Below are 16,422 nucleotides of genomic sequence, written 5' to 3'. Positions count from 1 at the left end.
TATCCTGGAGCGTCCCCCTCGTCCGTTCGAAATCCTGGAGCCCGGCTGTGCGCATCGACCTGCACACCCACTCCACGGCTTCCGACGGCACCGACACCCCCGCCGAGCTGGTGCGGGGCGCCGCCGCCGCAGGGCTGGACGTGGTCGCGCTGACCGACCACGACACCGTGGCGGGATACGCCGAGGCCATCGCCGCGCTCCCGGCCGGGCTCACGCTCGTGACCGGCGCCGAGCTGTCCTGCCGGCTCGACGGCATCGGGATGCACCTGCTCGCGTACCTCTTCGACCCGCAGGAGCCCGAGCTCTCCCGCGAGCGGGAACTGGTGCGCGACGACCGGACCCCGCGCGCCCAGGCCATGGTCGCCAAGCTCCGCGCGCTCGGCGTGGACGTCACCTGGGAGCAGGTGGCCCGGATCGCCGGGGACGGCTCCGTGGGGCGCCCGCACATCGCCACCGCCATGGTCGAGCTGGGCGTCGTCCCGACCGTGTCCGACGCCTTCACCGCCGACTGGCTCGCCGACGGCGGCCGCGCCTACGCCGCGAAGCACGAGCTCGACCCCTTCGAGGCCGTCCGCCTGGTCAAGGCGGCCGGCGGCGTCACCGTCTTCGCGCACCCCGCCGCCGTCAAGCGCGGCACGTGCGTCCCCGAGAGCGCCCTGGCCGCCCTGGCCGCCGCCGGTCTGGACGGCATAGAGGTCGACCACATGGACCACGACACCGCCACCCGCGCCCGGCTGCGCGGCCTGGCCGTCGACCTCGGGCTGCTGACGACCGGTTCCAGCGACTACCACGGCAGCCGCAAGACCTGCGGCCTCGGGGAGTACACGACCGACCCCGAGATCTACGGCGAGATCACGCGCCGCGCCACGGGGGCCTTCCCGGTCCCCGGCGCCGGTGGAGACGCCCGCGCCTAGGGCGCCGCTCCCCACCCTCCCCTTTTCGTCACACCCCTCACCTGCAAGGCATCACTGTGTTCGACATCGCCGTCTTCGGATCCCTTTTTCTCACGCTTTTTGTGATTATGGACCCCCCGGGGATCACGCCGATCTTCCTCGCCCTGACCTCCGGGCGCCCCGCCAAGGTCCAGCGCCGCATGGCCTGGCAGGCCGTCTGCGTGGCCTTCGGCGTCATCGCCGTCTTCGGCATCTGCGGCCAGCAGATCCTGGACTACCTGCACGTCTCCGTACCGGCGCTGATGATCGCGGGCGGTCTGCTGCTGCTGCTCATCGCGCTGGACCTGCTCACGGGCAAGACGGACGAGCCCAAGCAGACCAAGGACGTGAACGTCGCCCTGGTCCCGCTCGGCATGCCGCTGCTGGCCGGTCCCGGCGCGATCGTGTCCGTGATCCTGGCGGTGCAGAAGGCCGACGGCTTCACCGGCCAGGTCTCCGTGTGGTGCGCGATCATCGCCATGCACGTCGTGCTGTGGCTGACCATGCGCTACTCGCTGGTGATCATCCGGATCATCAAGGACGGCGGCGTCGTCCTCGTCACCCGCCTCGCCGGCATGATGCTGTCGGCCATCGCCGTCCAGCAGATCATCAACGGCGTGCTCCAGGTCATCCGCGGCGCCTGACGCCCCGCGCGCATGCGAACGCCCCCGCACCATCGGTGCGGGGGCGTTTTCGCGAAAGCATCAGGAGGACGCCGTCTCGGCCGGTCGGATGAGGATGCGCTGGCCCACCGCGGCGGCCTGCTGCACGATCCGGTTGACGGAGGCCGCGTCCACGACGGTGCTGTCCACGGCGGACCCGTCGACGTCGTTCAGGCGCAGAATCTCGAAGCGCATGGCTTCTCCCTTCGTCGGTGTTCTCCTTGCACAGGGTTCAACGGAGGGGGTGCATGAAACATTCCCTACGCTAAGGAAATTTTTTCATAAGCTAACGACCCGCGCTCGAGGAATCCCAGAAGGTCACTAGAGAACGGGCTGTGACCTGCGGGTTCTCCGCGTTGGGGGAGTGCTCGGCGCCCTCCACTCGCACCCGTGAAGCACCCAGCCGGACCGCCATCTCGTCCATCTGCGGTACCGGCCACGCGTAGTCCACCGTCCCGGACAGCACCAGCTTCGCCAGCGGCACCGCCGCCAGCTCCGCCACCCGGTCCGGCTCCTCGATCAGCACCCGGCCGGTGACGATCAGCTGCTCCGGTACGGTGCCCAGCCAGCGCTCCCGCAGGAACTCCGCCAGCTCCGGCCCGTCCGGCACCGCGTCCTCGGGGTCCTGGGCCCGCATCGCCGCCCAGACCGCCGGCATGCTCTCGGCCGGCGGGGTCCCGCGCAGCGCCTCCAGCGCCGCCACGAGCAGCTTCGTGCGCGCCCGCTGCTCCTCGGCGACGGCGCCCGGACCGCTGCTCATGAGGGTGAGGGAGGCGAAGGGGGCGGCGTCGCGCAGCACGGCCGCGCGGGCGACGAGACCGCCCAGCGAGTGCCCGACCAGGTGGACGGGGCCCCCGCCGAGGGCCGCGGCCTGCGCCAGGACGTCCCGGCCGAGCTCCGCCAGCCCGTACGCGGACTCCTCCCGCGGGCCGGGGCTCTCGTACTGGCCGCGCCCGTCGACGGCCACCACCCGGTAGCCGGCCGCGGCGAGCGGCTCCAGCAGGCCGACGAAGTCCTCCTTGCTGCCGGTGTACCCGGGGACCAGCAGGGCGGTGCCGCGCACGGCGGCGCCGGCCTCGTGCACGGCGAAGGCGCCGCGTGCGGTCGTCAGGCGGTACGCGCGGGCGGCGGGCGGCAGGGTCAGGCGCGGCGGCTTGCTCATGGCCCGAGGTTAGCGGCCCGTACGCCCGGGGAACGAGAAGGCCCCGGCCCCCTCGAAAGGGGACCGGGGCCGTTCCCGTACGGGTCCTACGCCTCCGGCGCGGCCTCGGCGGCCTTGCGGGTCCGGGTGCGCTTCGGCTTGGCCGCAGCAGCCTCGGCGGCGGCCGGGGCCTCCACGGGAGCGGCGTCGGCGGCCTTGCGGGTCCGGGTCCGCTTCGGCTTCGCGGGGGCCTCCTCGGCCACGGCGGCGGCCGGCGCGGCGACGGGGGCCGCCACGGCCTTGCGGGTCCGCGGCGCGCGGCGGACCTTCACGGGCTCCACCGGCGGGGCCATCTGGAAGTCCGGCTCGTCCACGGCGGGCGCGGCGGCCTTGCGGGGACGACGCACCTTGACCGGCGCCTCCTCCACCACGACGGCGGCGACGGGCGCCGCCACGGCCTTGCGGGTCGGGGTGCGGCGGGCCTTGACGGGCGCCTCCTCGGCCACGGCCGGAGCGGGCACCTCGACGACGGCCACGGCCGGCGCCTCGACCACGGCCGGAGCCTCGGTCACGGCGGCCTCGGCCACCGCGGCGGCGGCCTGCACGCCCACCCGGCTGCGGCGGCGGCGCGGACGGCGCGGCTCGTCGGCGGCGGGAGCGGGAGCGGCGGGAGCCTCGGCGGCCGGAGCCACCGGGGCGGCGGCCACGTCCTCGGCGCCCAGCTCCGAACCGCCACGGGTGCGGCGGCGCTGGCGCGGCGTACGGGTGCGCGCGGGGCGCTCCTCGGTGGCCACCGGTGCGGCGGCCGGACCGCGGCCGCCACGGCCACCGCGCCCGCCGGTCTCGCCCAGGTCTTCCAGGTTCTCGGCCTTCAGGCCCGCCCGCGTGCGCTCGGCGCGCGGCAGGATGCCCTTGGTGCCGGCCGGGATGTTCATTTCCTCGTACAGGTGCGGCGACGTGGAGTACGTCTCGACCGGGTCGTGGAAGTCCAGCTCCAGCGCCTTGTTGATCAGCTGCCAGCGCGGGATGTCGTCCCAGTCGACCAGGGTGACGGCGATGCCCTTCTTGCCCGCGCGGCCGGTGCGGCCCACGCGGTGCAGGAAGGTCTTCTCGTCTTCCGGCGTCTGGTAATTGATGACGTGGGTCACGCCCTCGACATCGATGCCGCGGGCGGCGACGTCGGTGCAGACCAGCACGTCGACCTTGCCGTTGCGGAAGGCGCGCAGCGCCTGCTCGCGGGCGCCCTGGCCCAGGTCGCCGTGGACGGCGCCGGAGGCGAAGCCGCGCTTCTCCAGCTGCTCGGCGATGTCGGCCGCCGTGCGCTTGGTGCGGCAGAAGATCATGGCGAGGCCACGGCCCTCGGCCTGGAGGATGCGGGAGACGAGCTCCGGCTTGTCCATGTTGTGCGCACGGAAGACGTGCTGCGTGATGTTGGCGACGGTCGCGCCCTCGCCGTCCTCGGAGACGGCGCGGATGTGCGTCGGCTGGGTCATGTACCGGCGGGCCAGACCGATGACGGCGCCCGGCATGGTGGCCGAGAACAGCATCGTCTGACGCTTCGCGGGCAGGTAGCCCATGATCTTCTCGACGTCGGGCAGGAAGCCCAGGTCGAGCATCTCGTCGGCCTCGTCGAGGACGAGGGCCTTGACGCGGGAGAGGTCGAGCTTCTTCTGCCCGGCCAGGTCCAGCAGGCGGCCCGGGGTGCCGACGATCACGTCGACGCCCTTCTTGAGCGCCTCGACCTGGGGCTCGTACGCGCGGCCGCCGTATATGGCGAGGACGCGGACGTTGCGGACCTTGCCCGCGGTCAGGAGGTCGTTGGTGACCTGGGTGCACAGCTCGCGGGTCGGAACCACCACGAGGGCCTGCGGGGCGTCGGTCAGCTGCGCGGGCGTGGCCCGGCCGGCCTCGACGTCCGCGGGGACGACGACCCGCTCCAGCAGGGGGAGGCCGAAGCCCAGCGTCTTGCCGGTGCCGGTCTTGGCCTGGCCGATGACGTCCGTGCCCGAAAGGGCGACGGGGAGGGTCATCTCCTGGATCGGGAAGGGGGACACGATGCCGACGGCTTCAAGGGCCTCGGCCGTCTCGGGAAAGATCCCGAGGTCTCGGAACGTAGTCAGGGTGCTGCCTCTTCTGTGAGACGCGGCGCGAGGCGGCGAGGGGGGTCGTACCGTGCCGGGCTTGCAGTACTGCGCCCGCCCAGATTCGGGAGGGTCGTACGAAGCTGCGCGGGACCACTAGCCTTCGCTCAAGCGCTTCTGCCGCTGAGGGGGCCCCTCGTGCGGAGGTGGCACGCATGGACGTACACACCGCACCGAGGGCGGTCGGGTTGGAGCCGATCGGGCCACCGACCGGGCATCCTCATTCGGATGGCCCGCCGAGTATTCGGCAGGCGCATTACCACTGTACCTCGGAATCGCGCAGGTGTGTCGGGTGAATTCACCGGGTAGGCGGGTTTACGTGGACTGAGCAGGTGGTTCGTGCCGCCTTTCGGCGGGCTATTGTGCGGAGCATGTCGACCGTAGAAAACGCATCTCCCGCCGACGACGCCGACGACGGCGCACCCGACGGGGCGCAGGGCATCGCCGCCCAGGACTGGGCGACCGCCTCCGCCTCGCCGCAGTACCGGGCCGCCGTCGTGGACCTGCTCGGCGCGCTGGCGTACGGCGAGCTCGCGGCCTTCGAGCGCCTCGCCGAGGACGCCAAGCTCGCCCCCACCCTGGGTGACAAGGCCGAGCTGGCGAAGATGGCCTCCGCCGAGTTCCACCACTTCGAGCGGCTGCGGGACCGGCTCGCGGCGATCGACGCCGAGCCGACCGCCGCGATGGAGCCCTTCGCCAAGGGCGTCGACGACTTCCACCGCCAGACCGCTCCGTCCGACTGGCTGGAGGGCCTGGTCAAGGCCTACGTCGGCGACTCGATCGCCAGTGACTTCTACCGCGAGGTCGCCACCCACCTCGACACCGACACCCGCGCCCTGGTCGTCGGCGTCCTCGACGACACCGGCCACGGCGGCTTCGCCGTCGAGAAGGTGCGCGCCGCGATCGAGGCCGACCCGCGCTGCGGCGGCCGGCTCGCGCTGTGGGCCCGCCGGCTGATGGGCGAGGCCCTGTCGCAGGCCCAGCGCGTGGTCGCCGAGCGCGACGCGCTGTCCACCATGCTGGTCGGCGGCGTCGACGGAATGGCGGCGGGCTTCGACCTCGCGGCCGTCGGCGAGATGTTCACCCGCATCACCAAGGCCCACACCAAGCGGATGGCGGCCCTCGGCCTCGCGGCCTGAGCCGGCCCCGCCGCCCCCTCGCGCACGACGCCGGCCCCGGCTGCGGAACCCTCCGCGGCCGGGGCCGGCGCATGCCGTGCGACCGGGACTCAGGCCGTGCTCCAGGTCACGCTCCAGCGCCGCTCAACCGCGCGACGGGAGCGAAAACGGAGGCCGCCGGGAACTTCTTCCGGAACCCGCGGCGGGCCGCAGCAGCAGCGAGAGCACGACGGCCGAGACGCCGAGGCCGCCCAGGAAGGTGGCGGCCAGCGTGTTGTGCCCGGGGCCGAGCGCCGTATGCGTCAGATACGCCCCGAAGAGCGCCCCCGACACACCGCTGACCAGCACTGTTCTGGTGGACGGCAGTCGTTTGGCGAGTACGCGGACGGCCGCGCCCGCCAGCGCGAGGCCGATCAGGCCGGAGCCGAGCGCCTCCATCAGCAGCATCACACCACTCCCCTACGTCAGGGCAAACCGGGTCACTGCGGTCCTACCCGAAGCGGAAGAAACGGAAACGGCCCGGCGGAATCAACCGCCGGGCCGTTTCTCGGTTCTGCCGGTGACTCAGAGAGCGCCGAAACCGACCTTCCGCGCGCTCGGCTCGCCCAGGTCGACGTACGACAGGCGGTCCGACGGCACGAGGACCTTGCGGCCCTTGTTGTCGGTCAGGCTCAGCAGCGGCGACTGGCCGGAGAGCGCGGCGGCGACGACGGCCTCCAGCTCCTCGGCGCTCAGGTCGCTCTCCAGCACGATCTCCCGGGGTGCGTGCTGCACGCCGATCTTGACCTCCACGGCTTTGTCCCTCCGACGGTCCGGTTCGCGCGATCAGCCGCGCCGTACGCGGTCCACATTAGCCCGGTGAGGGGACACGATCGGCTCGCGGCGGACACGCTCGCAGCGAACAGCGCCGGTCAGGTCAGGCCTCCGCGCCCTCGCTGCCGTGCAGCGGGAACCCGGCGATGCCGCGCCAGGCCAGCGAGGTCAGCAGGCCGACCGCCGTGTCACGGGCGACCGGGCTGGCGCTGGAGAGCCAGTAGCGGGCCACCACCTGGGAGACCCCGCCCAGGCCCACGGCCAGCAGCATCGACTCGTCCTTCGACAGGCCGGTGTCCTCCGCGATGACGTCCGAGATGGCCTCCGCGCACTGGAGCGACACGCGGTCGACGCGCTCGCGCACCGCGGGCTCGTTCGTCAGGTCCGACTCGAAGACCAGCCGGAACGCGCCGCCCTCGTCCTCCACGTACGCGAAGTAGGCGTCCATCGTCGCGGCCACGCGCAGCTTGTTGTCGCTGGTGGACTCCAGCGCCGTGCGCACCGCCAGCAGCAGCGCCTCGCAGTGCTGGTCCAGCAGTGCGAGGTACAGGTCGAGCTTGCCGGGGAAGTGCTGGTACAGCACCGGCTTGCTGACTCCGGCACGCTCCGCGATGTCGTCCATCGCCGCGGCGTGGTAGCCCTGCGCGACGAACACCTCCTGGGCTGCGCCCAGCAGCTGGTTGCGCCGGGCACGGCGCGGCAGTCGCGTGCCCCGCGGACGCGCTGCCTCGGTCTGCTCGATGGCTGTCACGCCGCCTCCCACTTTCTCTAAGAACACAGTGCGCTCTGCGCCGCGCCGCCATCGTACTTTTCGGTAACCGAATCTGGTGGGTTCAAGCCGAGTTTTCTCGCGGTACGGACCGCCCGCGGACACCCCTGACCCGCTGGTCAGCGCCGGTCAGCGGTAGTCGTCCTCGTCCAGCGGAACCACTCGTGCCTGCTCGGCGGCGTCCGCCTCGGGGGCTTCGAGCGTCTCCAGGCCGTCGAGGGCGTCGTCCTCCCGCGGCTGGATCTCGGTGTGCTGTTCGGCGGCGTCCGCCTCCGGAGCCTCCGCGCTGAGCGTTTCCCGCAGCTGTTCCCGGAAGCTGTCCGGTTCCGCAGGGTCGACCGTCATGCCGCTCCCCTCGCCTTCGCTCGTGTCCCCACTTAGAGCCTAGGAGGATCGGGGACACGCCGCCAGGTGGTCCTGTGACCGCCAACACAAGCGAAGACCCGGGGGTGGACGTGATCGTCTCGTAACATTGGCCCATGTCGTCGACCGAGCTGCCGGGTGTGCGGGCCACCGTCGAGCCGATCTCCCAGGTGGGGGGCGCGCGGGTGGCCGAGGGGGAGCAGCTGCGCACCGTCGCGCTGCCGGGCCTGGAGATGAACGTACGTTTCCGGCCACCGGCGCGGGACGGCCTGCCGCCCGCGCTGTTCGTCCACGGGCTCGGCGGGTCCTCGCAGAACTGGTCGGCCCTCATGGAGGCGCTGGCCGACACCGTCGACGGCGAGGCCCTGGACCTGCCCGGCTTCGGCTGGTCGGCCCCGCCCGCCGACCGGGACTACTCCGTCACCGCGCTCGCCCGCGCCGTCATCCGCCACCTCGACGCCGCCGGCCGCGGCCCCGTCCACCTCTTCGGCAATTCCCTCGGCGGCGCCGTCTCCACCCGGATCGCCGCCGTCCGGCCCGACCTGGTGCGCACCCTGACCCTCGTCTCGCCCGCGCTCCCCGAGCTGCGTGTGCAGCGGTCGGCCGTGCCCACCGCGCTGCTCGCCGTCCCCGGCATGGCTTCCCTGTTCGGGCGCCTCACCCGGGGCCTGACGGCCGAACAGCGCACCCGGGGGGTGACGCAGCTCTGCTACGGGGACCCCGCGCGGGTGACGGAGGAGGGGTTCGGGCAGGCCGTCGAGGAGATGCGCCGGCGGATGGAGCTGCCGTACTTCTGGGAGGCGATGAGCCGCTCGTCGCGCGGGATCGTCGACGCGTACACCCTCGGCGGGCAGCACGGGCTGTGGCGCCAGGCCCAACGGGTGCTCGCCCCCACGCTGTTGGTCTACGGTGGCCGGGACCAACTGGTCTCGTACCGTATGGCGCGCAAGGCCGCCGCGGCCTTCCGGGGTTCGCGGCTGCTGAGCCTGCCCGACGCAGGACACGTGGCGATGATGGAGTACCCCGATGTCGTGGCCGCCGCCTTCCGGGAGCTGCTGCACGACGCCGGGCCGGACGCCGAAGACGGCACGGGAACAGAAACAGAAGACGGCAAAGGCTGAGGACCGTGGGACGACATAGTCGCAAGGACCCCGCCCCCGCCCGCCCGGAACCCGGCCTACCGGCCGACGGCGGCCCGGTGGCGCACGGGGACGACCCGTACCCGGAGGACCCGTACCCGGACGACCCGTACGGCAGCGGCCCGTACGCGTCCGAGCCGCACGAGGTGCGGCCGTACGGGGTGCGGCCGTATCCGGACCGGCCCGCACCGCGCGGGCCCCGGCCGGCCGGCTCCCGCGAGAGCGCCCCCGGCCCGCGTCCGGCCGCCGAACCCACTGTCGTCCACCGGGGTTACGTCCCCCCGGGCCGCCCCGGCGCGCGCGGCGCGCGTCCCGGCGGGCACCCCGAGCAGCGCGAGCCCGGCGGCGCCTGGGGAGCCGGACCGGCCCCCGGCCCCGGCGCCGTCTACGGGGACTGGCGCGGCGCCCCCAAGGCCCCCGCCGCCCCCGCCGCCCCCGTGCCCGCCCCCGCCGCCGCGCCCCACGTCCGGGACGGCGACACCCCGGCCTTCGCCGCCCCCGCGGCCGGCTTCCCCCGGGTCGCACCGGCGCCCGGGCCCGCGGCCGACGCCCTCACCTCCACCGGCTCCCACCGCCGCGTGCCCGGCCCCCGCAAGCCCGCCGACCCGGTCGCCGCCGAGGGCCCCCCGGCCGCCCGCGGCAAGCGGATCCGTACGTACACCGGGATGGCCGCGGCGGCCGTCACCACCGTGCTGGCCGTCGTCGTGGCCGGCCAGGTGGCCACCGAGGGCGACTCCGGCGCCGCCGGGGCGCGCGCCGCCGGTGACGACGGCGCCGACCGCTCCCTGAGCGGGCAGTCCGCCGCGGCCCGCTCCGACGGCCGCCCCGCCCTCGTCTCCCCGCCCGCCGTGCCCGTGGCGCCGCCGACGTACGAGGAGCAGATGGCGCGCCAGCTGCCGATCGACGCGAAGCTCACCGGGCCCGGCGCCTTCGACACCGTGCCCGGCGTGGCCAAGGCCCCGGGCAAGGGGAAGCTCTGGCGCTACCGGGTCGACGTGGAACAGGGCCTCGGCCTGGACGCGCAGCTGTTCGCCGAGGCGGTGCAGCGCACCCTCAACGACCAGCGCAGCTGGGCGCACAACGGTGCGATGACCTTCGAGCGGGTGCCGGGCGGCGAGGTCGACTTCGTGATCACCCTGGCCAGCCCCGGGACCACCGGCGCCTGGTGCGCGAAGTCCGGCCTGGACACCACCGTCGACAACGTCTCGTGCGACTCCGCCGCGACCGAGCGCGTGATGATCAACGCCTTCCGCTGGGCGCAGGGTTCGCCGACCTACGGCCCGCAGCAGATGCTGGCGTACCGGCAGATGCTCATCAACCACGAGGTCGGCCACCGGCTCGGCCACGGTCACGTCAGCTGCCAGACCCCGGGCTCGCTCGCCCCGATCATGCAGCAGCAGACGAAGTCCCTCGACATCGACAACATCCACTGTCTGCCCAACCCCTGGGTTTTTCCCGGAAGTTGACCGCAGGGCGCGCAGAGGGCGGGTGCAGGGGGCCCGCTCGCGCGTTGACAACGCGTCCGGTGATCGGTCATCGTTCTGCGCATGTCGCACCGCCACACCGCCTCCGCGAGCGCCGCCATCGAGCTGGCGCTCCTCGGTGTGGCCGCGCACAGCGTGGCCGACATCTTCTGTCGCTGACGCCCGCCTGAGCGCGCGACCGTTTCCCAACCGTCCCCCGCGCCCGGGCCTCCTTCCGCCCGCGGGCGCGGCCCCCTTCCTCCTCGGTGCTCCATGCCACCGGTGATCGCGAACGCCGCCGTCCGCGCGGCCGTTTCCGCATCCCGCACTTCGCAGCCGGCCTCGCGCCGCACGCCGAGAGGTTCCCTTTCCCATGCGTCAGTCCCACATATCGCGCCGTGTGGCCGCGGTCGCCGTCAGCCTCGTACTGGCCGGGGGCGCCGCGGCGTGCGGGCCCGAGGACGGCGGCGAGGCCTCGGCCGGCGGCGGTCCGGGAGCCTCCGGATCCGCCCCGCAGAAGGGCGGCACCCTGACCGTCCTCAACAACGAGCCGCAGAGCGACTTCGACCCCGCCCGGCTGTACACCTCGGGCGGCGGAAACGTTCCCTCGCTGGTGTTCCGCACCCTCACCACCCGCAACCGCGAGAACGGCCCGGCCGGCTCCAAGGTGGTCCCCGACCTGGCCACCGACCTGGGCAGGCCCAACGCGGACGCCACCGAATGGACGTACACCCTCAAGGACGGGCTGAAGTACGAGGACGGCAGCCCGATCACCACCGCCGACATCAAGTACGGCATCGAGCGCTCCTTCGCCGCCGAGCTGTCGGGCGGCGCCCCCTACTTGCGCGACTGGCTCGTCGGCGGCGAGACGTACGAGGGCCCGTACAAGGACGGCGGCAAGGGCCTCGACTCGATCGCGGTGCCCGACGTGAAGACCATCGTCTTCAAGCTCCGCAAGCCCGAGGGCGAGTTCCCCTTCCTCGCCACCCAGACGCAGTTCGCCCCCGTCCCCAAGGCCAAGGACACCGGCGTCACGTACGAGGAGCACCCCGTCTCCTCCGGCCCCTACAAGGTCGTCAAGAACACCGGGGACGGCGAGACCCTGCTGCTGGAGCGCAACGAGCAGTGGGACCCCCGCACGGACGAGGAGCGCAAGGCCTACCCGGACCGGATCGACGTCCGCTCCGGCCTCGACGCCTCCGTCATCAACCAGCGCCTGTCCACCGGCTCCGGCGCGGACGCCGCCGCCGTCACCACCGACACGAACCTCGGCCCGGCCGAACTCGCCCAGATCGGCGACAACAAGGAGCTCGCCTCCCGGGTCGGCACCGGCCACTTCGGCTACGTCAACTACCTGGCCTTCAACCCGAAGGCGGCCCCCTTCGACAACCCGAAGGTCCGCCAGGCCATCTCCTACGCGGTCAACCGCACCAGCGTCGTCAACGCGGCCGGCGGCTCCGCGCTCGCCGAGCCGGCCACCACCTTCCTCCCCGAGCGCGAGGCCTTCGGGTACAGCCCCTACGACCACTTCCCGGCGGGCCGGACGGGCGACCCGGCCAAGGCCAGGGAACTGCTCAAGGAGGCGGGCTTCCCCGACGGGCTCACCGTCACCCTGACCCACTCCAACGCACAGAACCGGCAGACCGGCCCCGAGATCGCCACCGCCGTCCAGCAGGCGCTCGGCGCCGCCGGAATCACCGTCAAGCTGGAGGGCCTGGAGACCAACGCCTTCAACGAGAAGCGCTGGGACGTCAAGAACACCCCCGGCTTCTTCCTCTCCCGCTGGGGCGCCGACTGGCCCTCCGGCGGCCCCTTCCTCGCCCCGATCTTCGACGGCCGGCAGATCGTCACCAACGGCTCCAACTACAACCACGCGCAGCTGAACGACCCGGCGGTGAACACCGAGATCGACGAGATCGCCAAGCTCACCGACCTCGCGGCGGCGGGCAAGCGCTGGGGCGCCCTCGACAAGAAGATCGGCGAGCAGGCCCTCGACGTGCCGCTGTTCCACCCCGTCTACAAGCGGCTCGTCGGCAAGGCCGTCAAGAACGTCGTCATCAGCGACTGGACCGGCGTCCTCGACATCTCGCAGGTCTCGGTCAAGTGAGCCTCCCGACCGGCCGGCCGGCGCCCGCCGCCGGGGCCACCGCCCCGGCCGCGGCCGCCGGCCGCCGGCCGTGGCGGCGGCTGCGCGGACGCCCGTCCGCCGTGGCCGCCGCCGCGGCCCTGGCCCTCCTCGTCCTCCTCGCGCTCGCCGCGCCCCTGTTCGCACAGCTCGCCGGACAGGACCCGGACAGCTACCACGACGACCTGGTGGACTCCGCCCGCGGGGGCGTTCCGCTCGGCTCCTTCGGCGGGATCTCCGCCGACCACTGGCTCGGCGTCGAACCGGGAACCGGCCGCGACCTCTTCACCCGGCTCCTGTACGGCGCCCGGATCTCCCTGCTCGTCGCCCTCGGCGCCACCACCGTCCAGGTCCTGCTCGGGGTCTGCGCCGGGATCGCCGCGGCGCTGGGCAGCCGCCTCCTGGGACAGTTCATCGGCCGGGTCACCGACGTGATGATCGCCCTGCCCGTGCTGGTGCTCGCCATCGCGCTGACCGCCGTCGTCCCGCCCGGCTTCCCGCGCCCGCTGCTGCTGGTCCTCGTCCTCGGGCTCCTCGGCTGGGGAGGCACCGCCCGGATGGTGCGGGCCCAGACCCTCGTCCTGCGCGGCCTGGACTTCGTCCAGGCCGCCCGGCTGTCGGGCAACGGCCCCCTGCGCATCGCCCGCCGCGAGCTGCTCCCCCCGCTCGCCGCGCCCGTCATCACCTACGCCGCGATCATGATCCCGTCCAACATCGTCGCCGAGGCCTCCCTCTCCTTCCTCGGCGTCGGCGTCAAACCGCCCACCCCGTCCTGGGGACAGATGCTCTCCGGCGCGCAGACCTGGTTCCGCGCCGACCCCGCCTACGTCCTGCTCCCCGCCGGGATGCTCTTCGTCACCGTGCTGGCCTTCACCGTCCTCGGTGACGCCGTCCGCACGGCCCTCGACCCGCGCGAGGGCTCGCGCCTGCGGGTCGGCACCAGAAAGGAGCGCACGGCGTGACCCGCTTCGTGCTCAAACGGCTCGGCGGCGCCCTGCTGGTCCTGCTCGCCCTGTCCGTCGTCGTCTACGCCCTCTTCTACGTCGCCCCCGGCGACCCCGCCCGCCTCGCCTGCGGGGAGCGCTGCAACCCGGCGCAGATCGCCCAGGTCCGCGCACAGCTCGGGCTCGACGACTCCGTCGTCGTGCGGTACCTGGACTTCCTCCGGGGCGTCCTGGCCGGCCGCGACCACTCCGGCGGCGCCGGGCTCGTCCTGCACTGCGACGCGCCCTGCCTCGGCTTCTCCTACCAGAACGACCGCCAGGTCACCGAGCTGATCCTGGAACGGCTCCCCGCGACCTTCTCGCTGGCCCTGGGCGCCCTCGTGATCTGGCTCGTCATCGGCGTCGGCACCGGCCTGCTGTCCGCGCTGCGCCGGGGCGGTTTCACCGAGCGGGCCCTGACCGTCCTCACCCTCGCCGCGACCGGCACGCCCGTCTTCATCCTCGGGCTGCTCCTGCTCATGGCCGTCTGCGCCTACCTCCGGTGGCTGCCCTTCCCGACCTACGTGCCGTTCGGCGAGGACCCCGAGCAGTGGGCCTGGAACCTGCTGCTGCCCTGGGTCGCGCTCGGCTTCTTCGAGAGCGCCAAGTACGCCCGCCTCACCCGCAGTTCCACCCTGGAGACGCTCGCCGAGGACCACATCCGCACCTTCCGCGCCCATGGCGTGGGGGAGCGGGCCCTGGTCACCCGGCACGCGGTGCGCGGCGCCGTCGCACCGGTGATCGCGCTCAGCGCCGTGGACTTCGGCACCATGATCGGCGGCGCCGTGCTCACCGAATCCCTCTTCGGGATCCCCGGGCTCGGCAAGACCCTCATCGACGGGGTGCGCGTCGTCGACCTGCCCGTGGTCGTCGGCGTGGTCCTCACCATCGGCGCCGCCGTCGTCCTCGCCGGTGCCGTCGCCGACCTGCTGTACGCCGTGGCGGACCGAAGGGTGACCCTCGCATGACCGACCTGCTCGTGGACGTCGACGGCCTCACCGTCGACTTCCCCGTCGGCGCCCCGGGCGCGTACGTCCGCGCCGTCGACGGGGTCTCCTTCACCCTGGAACCCGCGGGCGCCCTCGGCCTCGTCGGCGAGTCCGGCAGCGGCAAGTCCACCGTGGCCGCCGCCCTGCTCGGACTGCACCGCGGCACGGGCGCCCGGCTCGGCGGCTCCGTCCGGGTGGGCGGCACCGACGTCGGCTCCGCCGACGCCGGGGAACTGCGGGCGCTGCGCGGGGGCGTCGCGGCCATGGTCTTCCAGGACCCGCTCAGCTCCCTCGACCCGTACCACGCCATCGGCGCCCAGATCGCCGAGGTGTACCGGGTCCACACCGCGGCCTCCCGGCGGGCCGCCCGCGCCCGCGCCGTCGAGGTCCTGGACCGGGTCGGCATCCCCGACGCGGTACGCCGCTCCCGGGCCCGGCCGCACGAGTTCAGCGGCGGCATGCGCCAACGGGCCCTGATCGCCATGGCGCTGGCCTGCGAACCGCGGCTGCTCATCGCCGACGAACCCACCACCGCCCTCGACGTCACCGTCCAGGCCCAGATCCTGGACCTGCTGCACGGACTGCGCGAGGAACGCGGCCTCGGACTGCTCCTGGTCACCCACGACGTCGGCGTCGCGGCCGGCAGCGTCGACGACCTGCTGGTACTGCGCGACGGCGCCGCGGTGGAACGGGGCCCCGTGCGCCGGCTGCTCTCCCGGCCGGACGCCCCCTACACCAGGGCGCTGCTCGCGGCCGTGCCCCGGCTCGACGCGCCCCGCGCCCCCCGGCCGCGCCCCACCGGCTCCGAGCCCGTCGTCGAAGCCCGCTCGCTGCGGCGGGAGTTCGGCCGGGGCCGACGCCGGGTCGCCGCCGTCGACGGGGTCTCGCTCACGGTCCGCGCGGGGGAGACGCTCGGGATCGTCGGGGAGTCCGGCAGCGGCAAGAGCACCCTCGGGCGGATGCTCGTCGGACTGCTGGAGCCGGGCGCCGGCCAGGTGCTCCGGGACGGCGCGGAGGTCACCGGCATCACCCCCGGCGCCCAGATGGTCTTCCAGGACCCCGTCTCCTCCCTCAACCCGCGCCGCAGCATCGGCGAGTCCATCGCCGACCCGCTGCGCGCGGCCGGGCGGCCGGACGAGGCCGCCGTCCGGGCCCGGGTGGCGGAGCTCCTGACCCGGGTCGGCCTGGACCCCGCCCACTACGACCGCTTCCCGCACGAGTTCAGCGGGGGCCAGCGCCAGCGCGTCGGCATCGCCCGCGCGCTCGCGCCCGGGCCGTCGCTGATCGTCTGCGACGAGCCGGTGTCCGCCCTCGACGTCACCACGCAGGCCCAGGTCACCGCGCTGCTCGCACGGATCCAGCGGGAGTCGGGCATCGCGCTCGTCTTCATCGCGCACGACCTCGCCGTGGTCCGGCAGGTCAGCGACCGGGTCGCGGTGATGCGCCGCGGACGGATCGTCGAGGAGGGTCCCGTGGACGAGGTCTACGACCGGCCCGCCCACCCCTACACCCGGCAGCTGCTCGACGCCGTTCCGGCCCTGGACCCGGAGCTGGCGGCGGAGCGCCGCTCGGCGCGCCGGGAGGTGTTCGCGTAGGCCCGCGCGGGCGCGGGGGATCCCCTTTCTAGCGTGCTCGAACGCGAACCGTACGGGAAAGTTACGACTCTTCACCCCTTCCGGTGGGGGGGGGGGGGGGCGCCCCGCCGGGGCCCCCCCCCACCCCCCCGGAACAAATCAACCGAGGGCAGGGGAGCCAGCGGCCCCGCGCCCGCCCGGGCAGATCGT

At 73.7% G+C, this 16,422-nt stretch carries 17 protein-coding genes; 10 read left to right on the top strand and 7 right to left on the bottom strand.

The annotated features are described in order from the left end of the window. The first annotated feature begins 47 nt into the window (after positions 1 to 47). Positions 48 to 914 carry a PHP domain-containing protein gene (locus ACGFXC_RS26100; protein WP_393716626.1) on the top strand — a complete coding sequence of 289 codons (867 nt, stop codon included), beginning with the start codon at positions 48 to 50 and terminating at the stop codon, positions 912 to 914. 56 nt (positions 915 to 970) lie between these two features. Beyond that, on the top strand, positions 971 to 1,576 hold the full coding sequence (locus tag ACGFXC_RS26095; protein WP_393716624.1) for a MarC family protein: 606 nt from the start codon (positions 971 to 973) through the stop codon (positions 1,574 to 1,576). Between the two features lie 60 nt (positions 1,577 to 1,636). On the opposite strand, the gene ACGFXC_RS26090 is transcribed toward ACGFXC_RS26095, so the two are convergent. From ACGFXC_RS26090 to ACGFXC_RS26080, 3 genes are all read right to left on the bottom strand, one after another. Next, positions 1,637 to 1,789, bottom strand: a complete 153-nt coding sequence (locus ACGFXC_RS26090; protein WP_167456791.1) for a hypothetical protein — start codon at positions 1,787 to 1,789, stop codon at positions 1,637 to 1,639. Positions 1,790 to 1,880: 91 nt separating this feature from the next. Further along, positions 1,881 to 2,756, bottom strand: a complete 876-nt coding sequence (locus ACGFXC_RS26085) for an alpha/beta fold hydrolase (protein WP_393716621.1) — start codon at positions 2,754 to 2,756, stop codon at positions 1,881 to 1,883. Between the two features lie 86 nt (positions 2,757 to 2,842). After that, on the bottom strand, positions 2,843 to 4,789 hold the full coding sequence (locus tag ACGFXC_RS26080; RefSeq protein WP_393716619.1) for a DEAD/DEAH box helicase: 1,947 nt from the start codon (positions 4,787 to 4,789) through the stop codon (positions 2,843 to 2,845). A 458-nt stretch (positions 4,790 to 5,247) separates the two neighbouring features. Here ACGFXC_RS26080 and ACGFXC_RS26075 point away from each other — a divergent pair, with 458 nt between their 5' ends. Then, the gene (locus ACGFXC_RS26075) at positions 5,248 to 6,015 is read left to right on the top strand and encodes a ferritin-like fold-containing protein (protein ID WP_393716617.1); all 768 of its coding nucleotides are present in this window, start codon (positions 5,248 to 5,250) and stop codon (positions 6,013 to 6,015) included. Positions 6,016 to 6,138: 123 nt separating this feature from the next. Here the strand turns inward: ACGFXC_RS26075 and ACGFXC_RS26070 are convergent, their stop codons facing one another. From ACGFXC_RS26070 to ACGFXC_RS26055, 4 genes are all read right to left on the bottom strand, one after another. Beyond that, positions 6,139 to 6,441: a hypothetical protein gene (locus tag ACGFXC_RS26070; protein ID WP_351826140.1), complete on the bottom strand. Its 303-nt coding sequence runs from the start codon at positions 6,439 to 6,441 to the stop codon at positions 6,139 to 6,141. 117 nt (positions 6,442 to 6,558) lie between these two features. Then, positions 6,559 to 6,786, bottom strand: a complete 228-nt coding sequence (locus tag ACGFXC_RS26065; protein ID WP_030764655.1) for a DUF3107 domain-containing protein — start codon at positions 6,784 to 6,786, stop codon at positions 6,559 to 6,561. A gap of 124 nt (positions 6,787 to 6,910) precedes the next feature. Next, a complete protein-coding gene (locus ACGFXC_RS26060) occupies positions 6,911 to 7,558 on the bottom strand; it encodes a TetR family transcriptional regulator (RefSeq protein WP_393716615.1) in 648 nt (215 codons plus the stop codon). Between the two features lie 147 nt (positions 7,559 to 7,705). Next, positions 7,706 to 7,921 carry a hypothetical protein gene (locus ACGFXC_RS26055; protein ID WP_393716613.1) on the bottom strand — a complete coding sequence of 72 codons (216 nt, stop codon included), beginning with the start codon at positions 7,919 to 7,921 and terminating at the stop codon, positions 7,706 to 7,708. Positions 7,922 to 8,055: 134 nt separating this feature from the next. Between ACGFXC_RS26055 and ACGFXC_RS26050 the strand changes: the two genes are divergently transcribed. The 7 genes from ACGFXC_RS26050 (at position 8,056) to ACGFXC_RS26020 (ending at position 16,233) form a co-directional block, all read left to right on the top strand. Then, positions 8,056 to 9,060 (top strand): alpha/beta fold hydrolase, encoded by a 1,005-nt coding sequence (locus ACGFXC_RS26050; protein ID WP_393716611.1) that lies wholly within the window; start codon positions 8,056 to 8,058, stop codon positions 9,058 to 9,060. Positions 9,061 to 9,065: 5 nt separating this feature from the next. Then, positions 9,066 to 10,544 (top strand): DUF3152 domain-containing protein, encoded by a 1,479-nt coding sequence (locus tag ACGFXC_RS26045; protein WP_393716609.1) that lies wholly within the window; start codon positions 9,066 to 9,068, stop codon positions 10,542 to 10,544. Between the two features lie 81 nt (positions 10,545 to 10,625). Next, positions 10,626 to 10,721, top strand: coding sequence for an Ms4533A family Cys-rich leader peptide (locus ACGFXC_RS26040; RefSeq protein WP_351826145.1), 96 nt, complete (start codon positions 10,626 to 10,628; stop codon positions 10,719 to 10,721). Positions 10,722 to 10,914: 193 nt separating this feature from the next. After that, on the top strand, positions 10,915 to 12,648 hold the full coding sequence (locus tag ACGFXC_RS26035) for an ABC transporter substrate-binding protein (RefSeq protein WP_393716608.1): 1,734 nt from the start codon (positions 10,915 to 10,917) through the stop codon (positions 12,646 to 12,648). Further along, positions 12,645 to 13,628, top strand: coding sequence for an ABC transporter permease (locus ACGFXC_RS26030; RefSeq protein WP_393716606.1), 984 nt, complete (start codon positions 12,645 to 12,647; stop codon positions 13,626 to 13,628). The genes ACGFXC_RS26035 and ACGFXC_RS26030 overlap by 4 nt, the downstream gene beginning before the upstream one ends. Next, entirely contained in the window at positions 13,625 to 14,617 is a 993-nt protein-coding gene (locus ACGFXC_RS26025; RefSeq protein ID WP_393716604.1) for an ABC transporter permease, read from the top strand. The genes ACGFXC_RS26030 and ACGFXC_RS26025 overlap by 4 nt, the downstream gene beginning before the upstream one ends. Then, complete coding sequence (locus ACGFXC_RS26020; protein WP_393716602.1) at positions 14,614 to 16,233, top strand: dipeptide ABC transporter ATP-binding protein; 1,620 nt, start codon at positions 14,614 to 14,616, stop codon at positions 16,231 to 16,233. Before ACGFXC_RS26025 ends, ACGFXC_RS26020 begins: the two co-directional genes overlap by 4 nt. Positions 16,234 to 16,422: the final 189 nt, after the last annotated feature.

Source organism: Streptomyces sp. NPDC048507, from assembly GCF_043199995.1.
In the GTDB taxonomy this organism is placed as follows: Bacteria; Actinomycetota; Actinomycetes; order Streptomycetales; family Streptomycetaceae; genus Streptomyces.
Note: the sequence above shows the minus strand (reverse complement) of the source record. Positions and strands in the feature narration are given on the sequence as shown.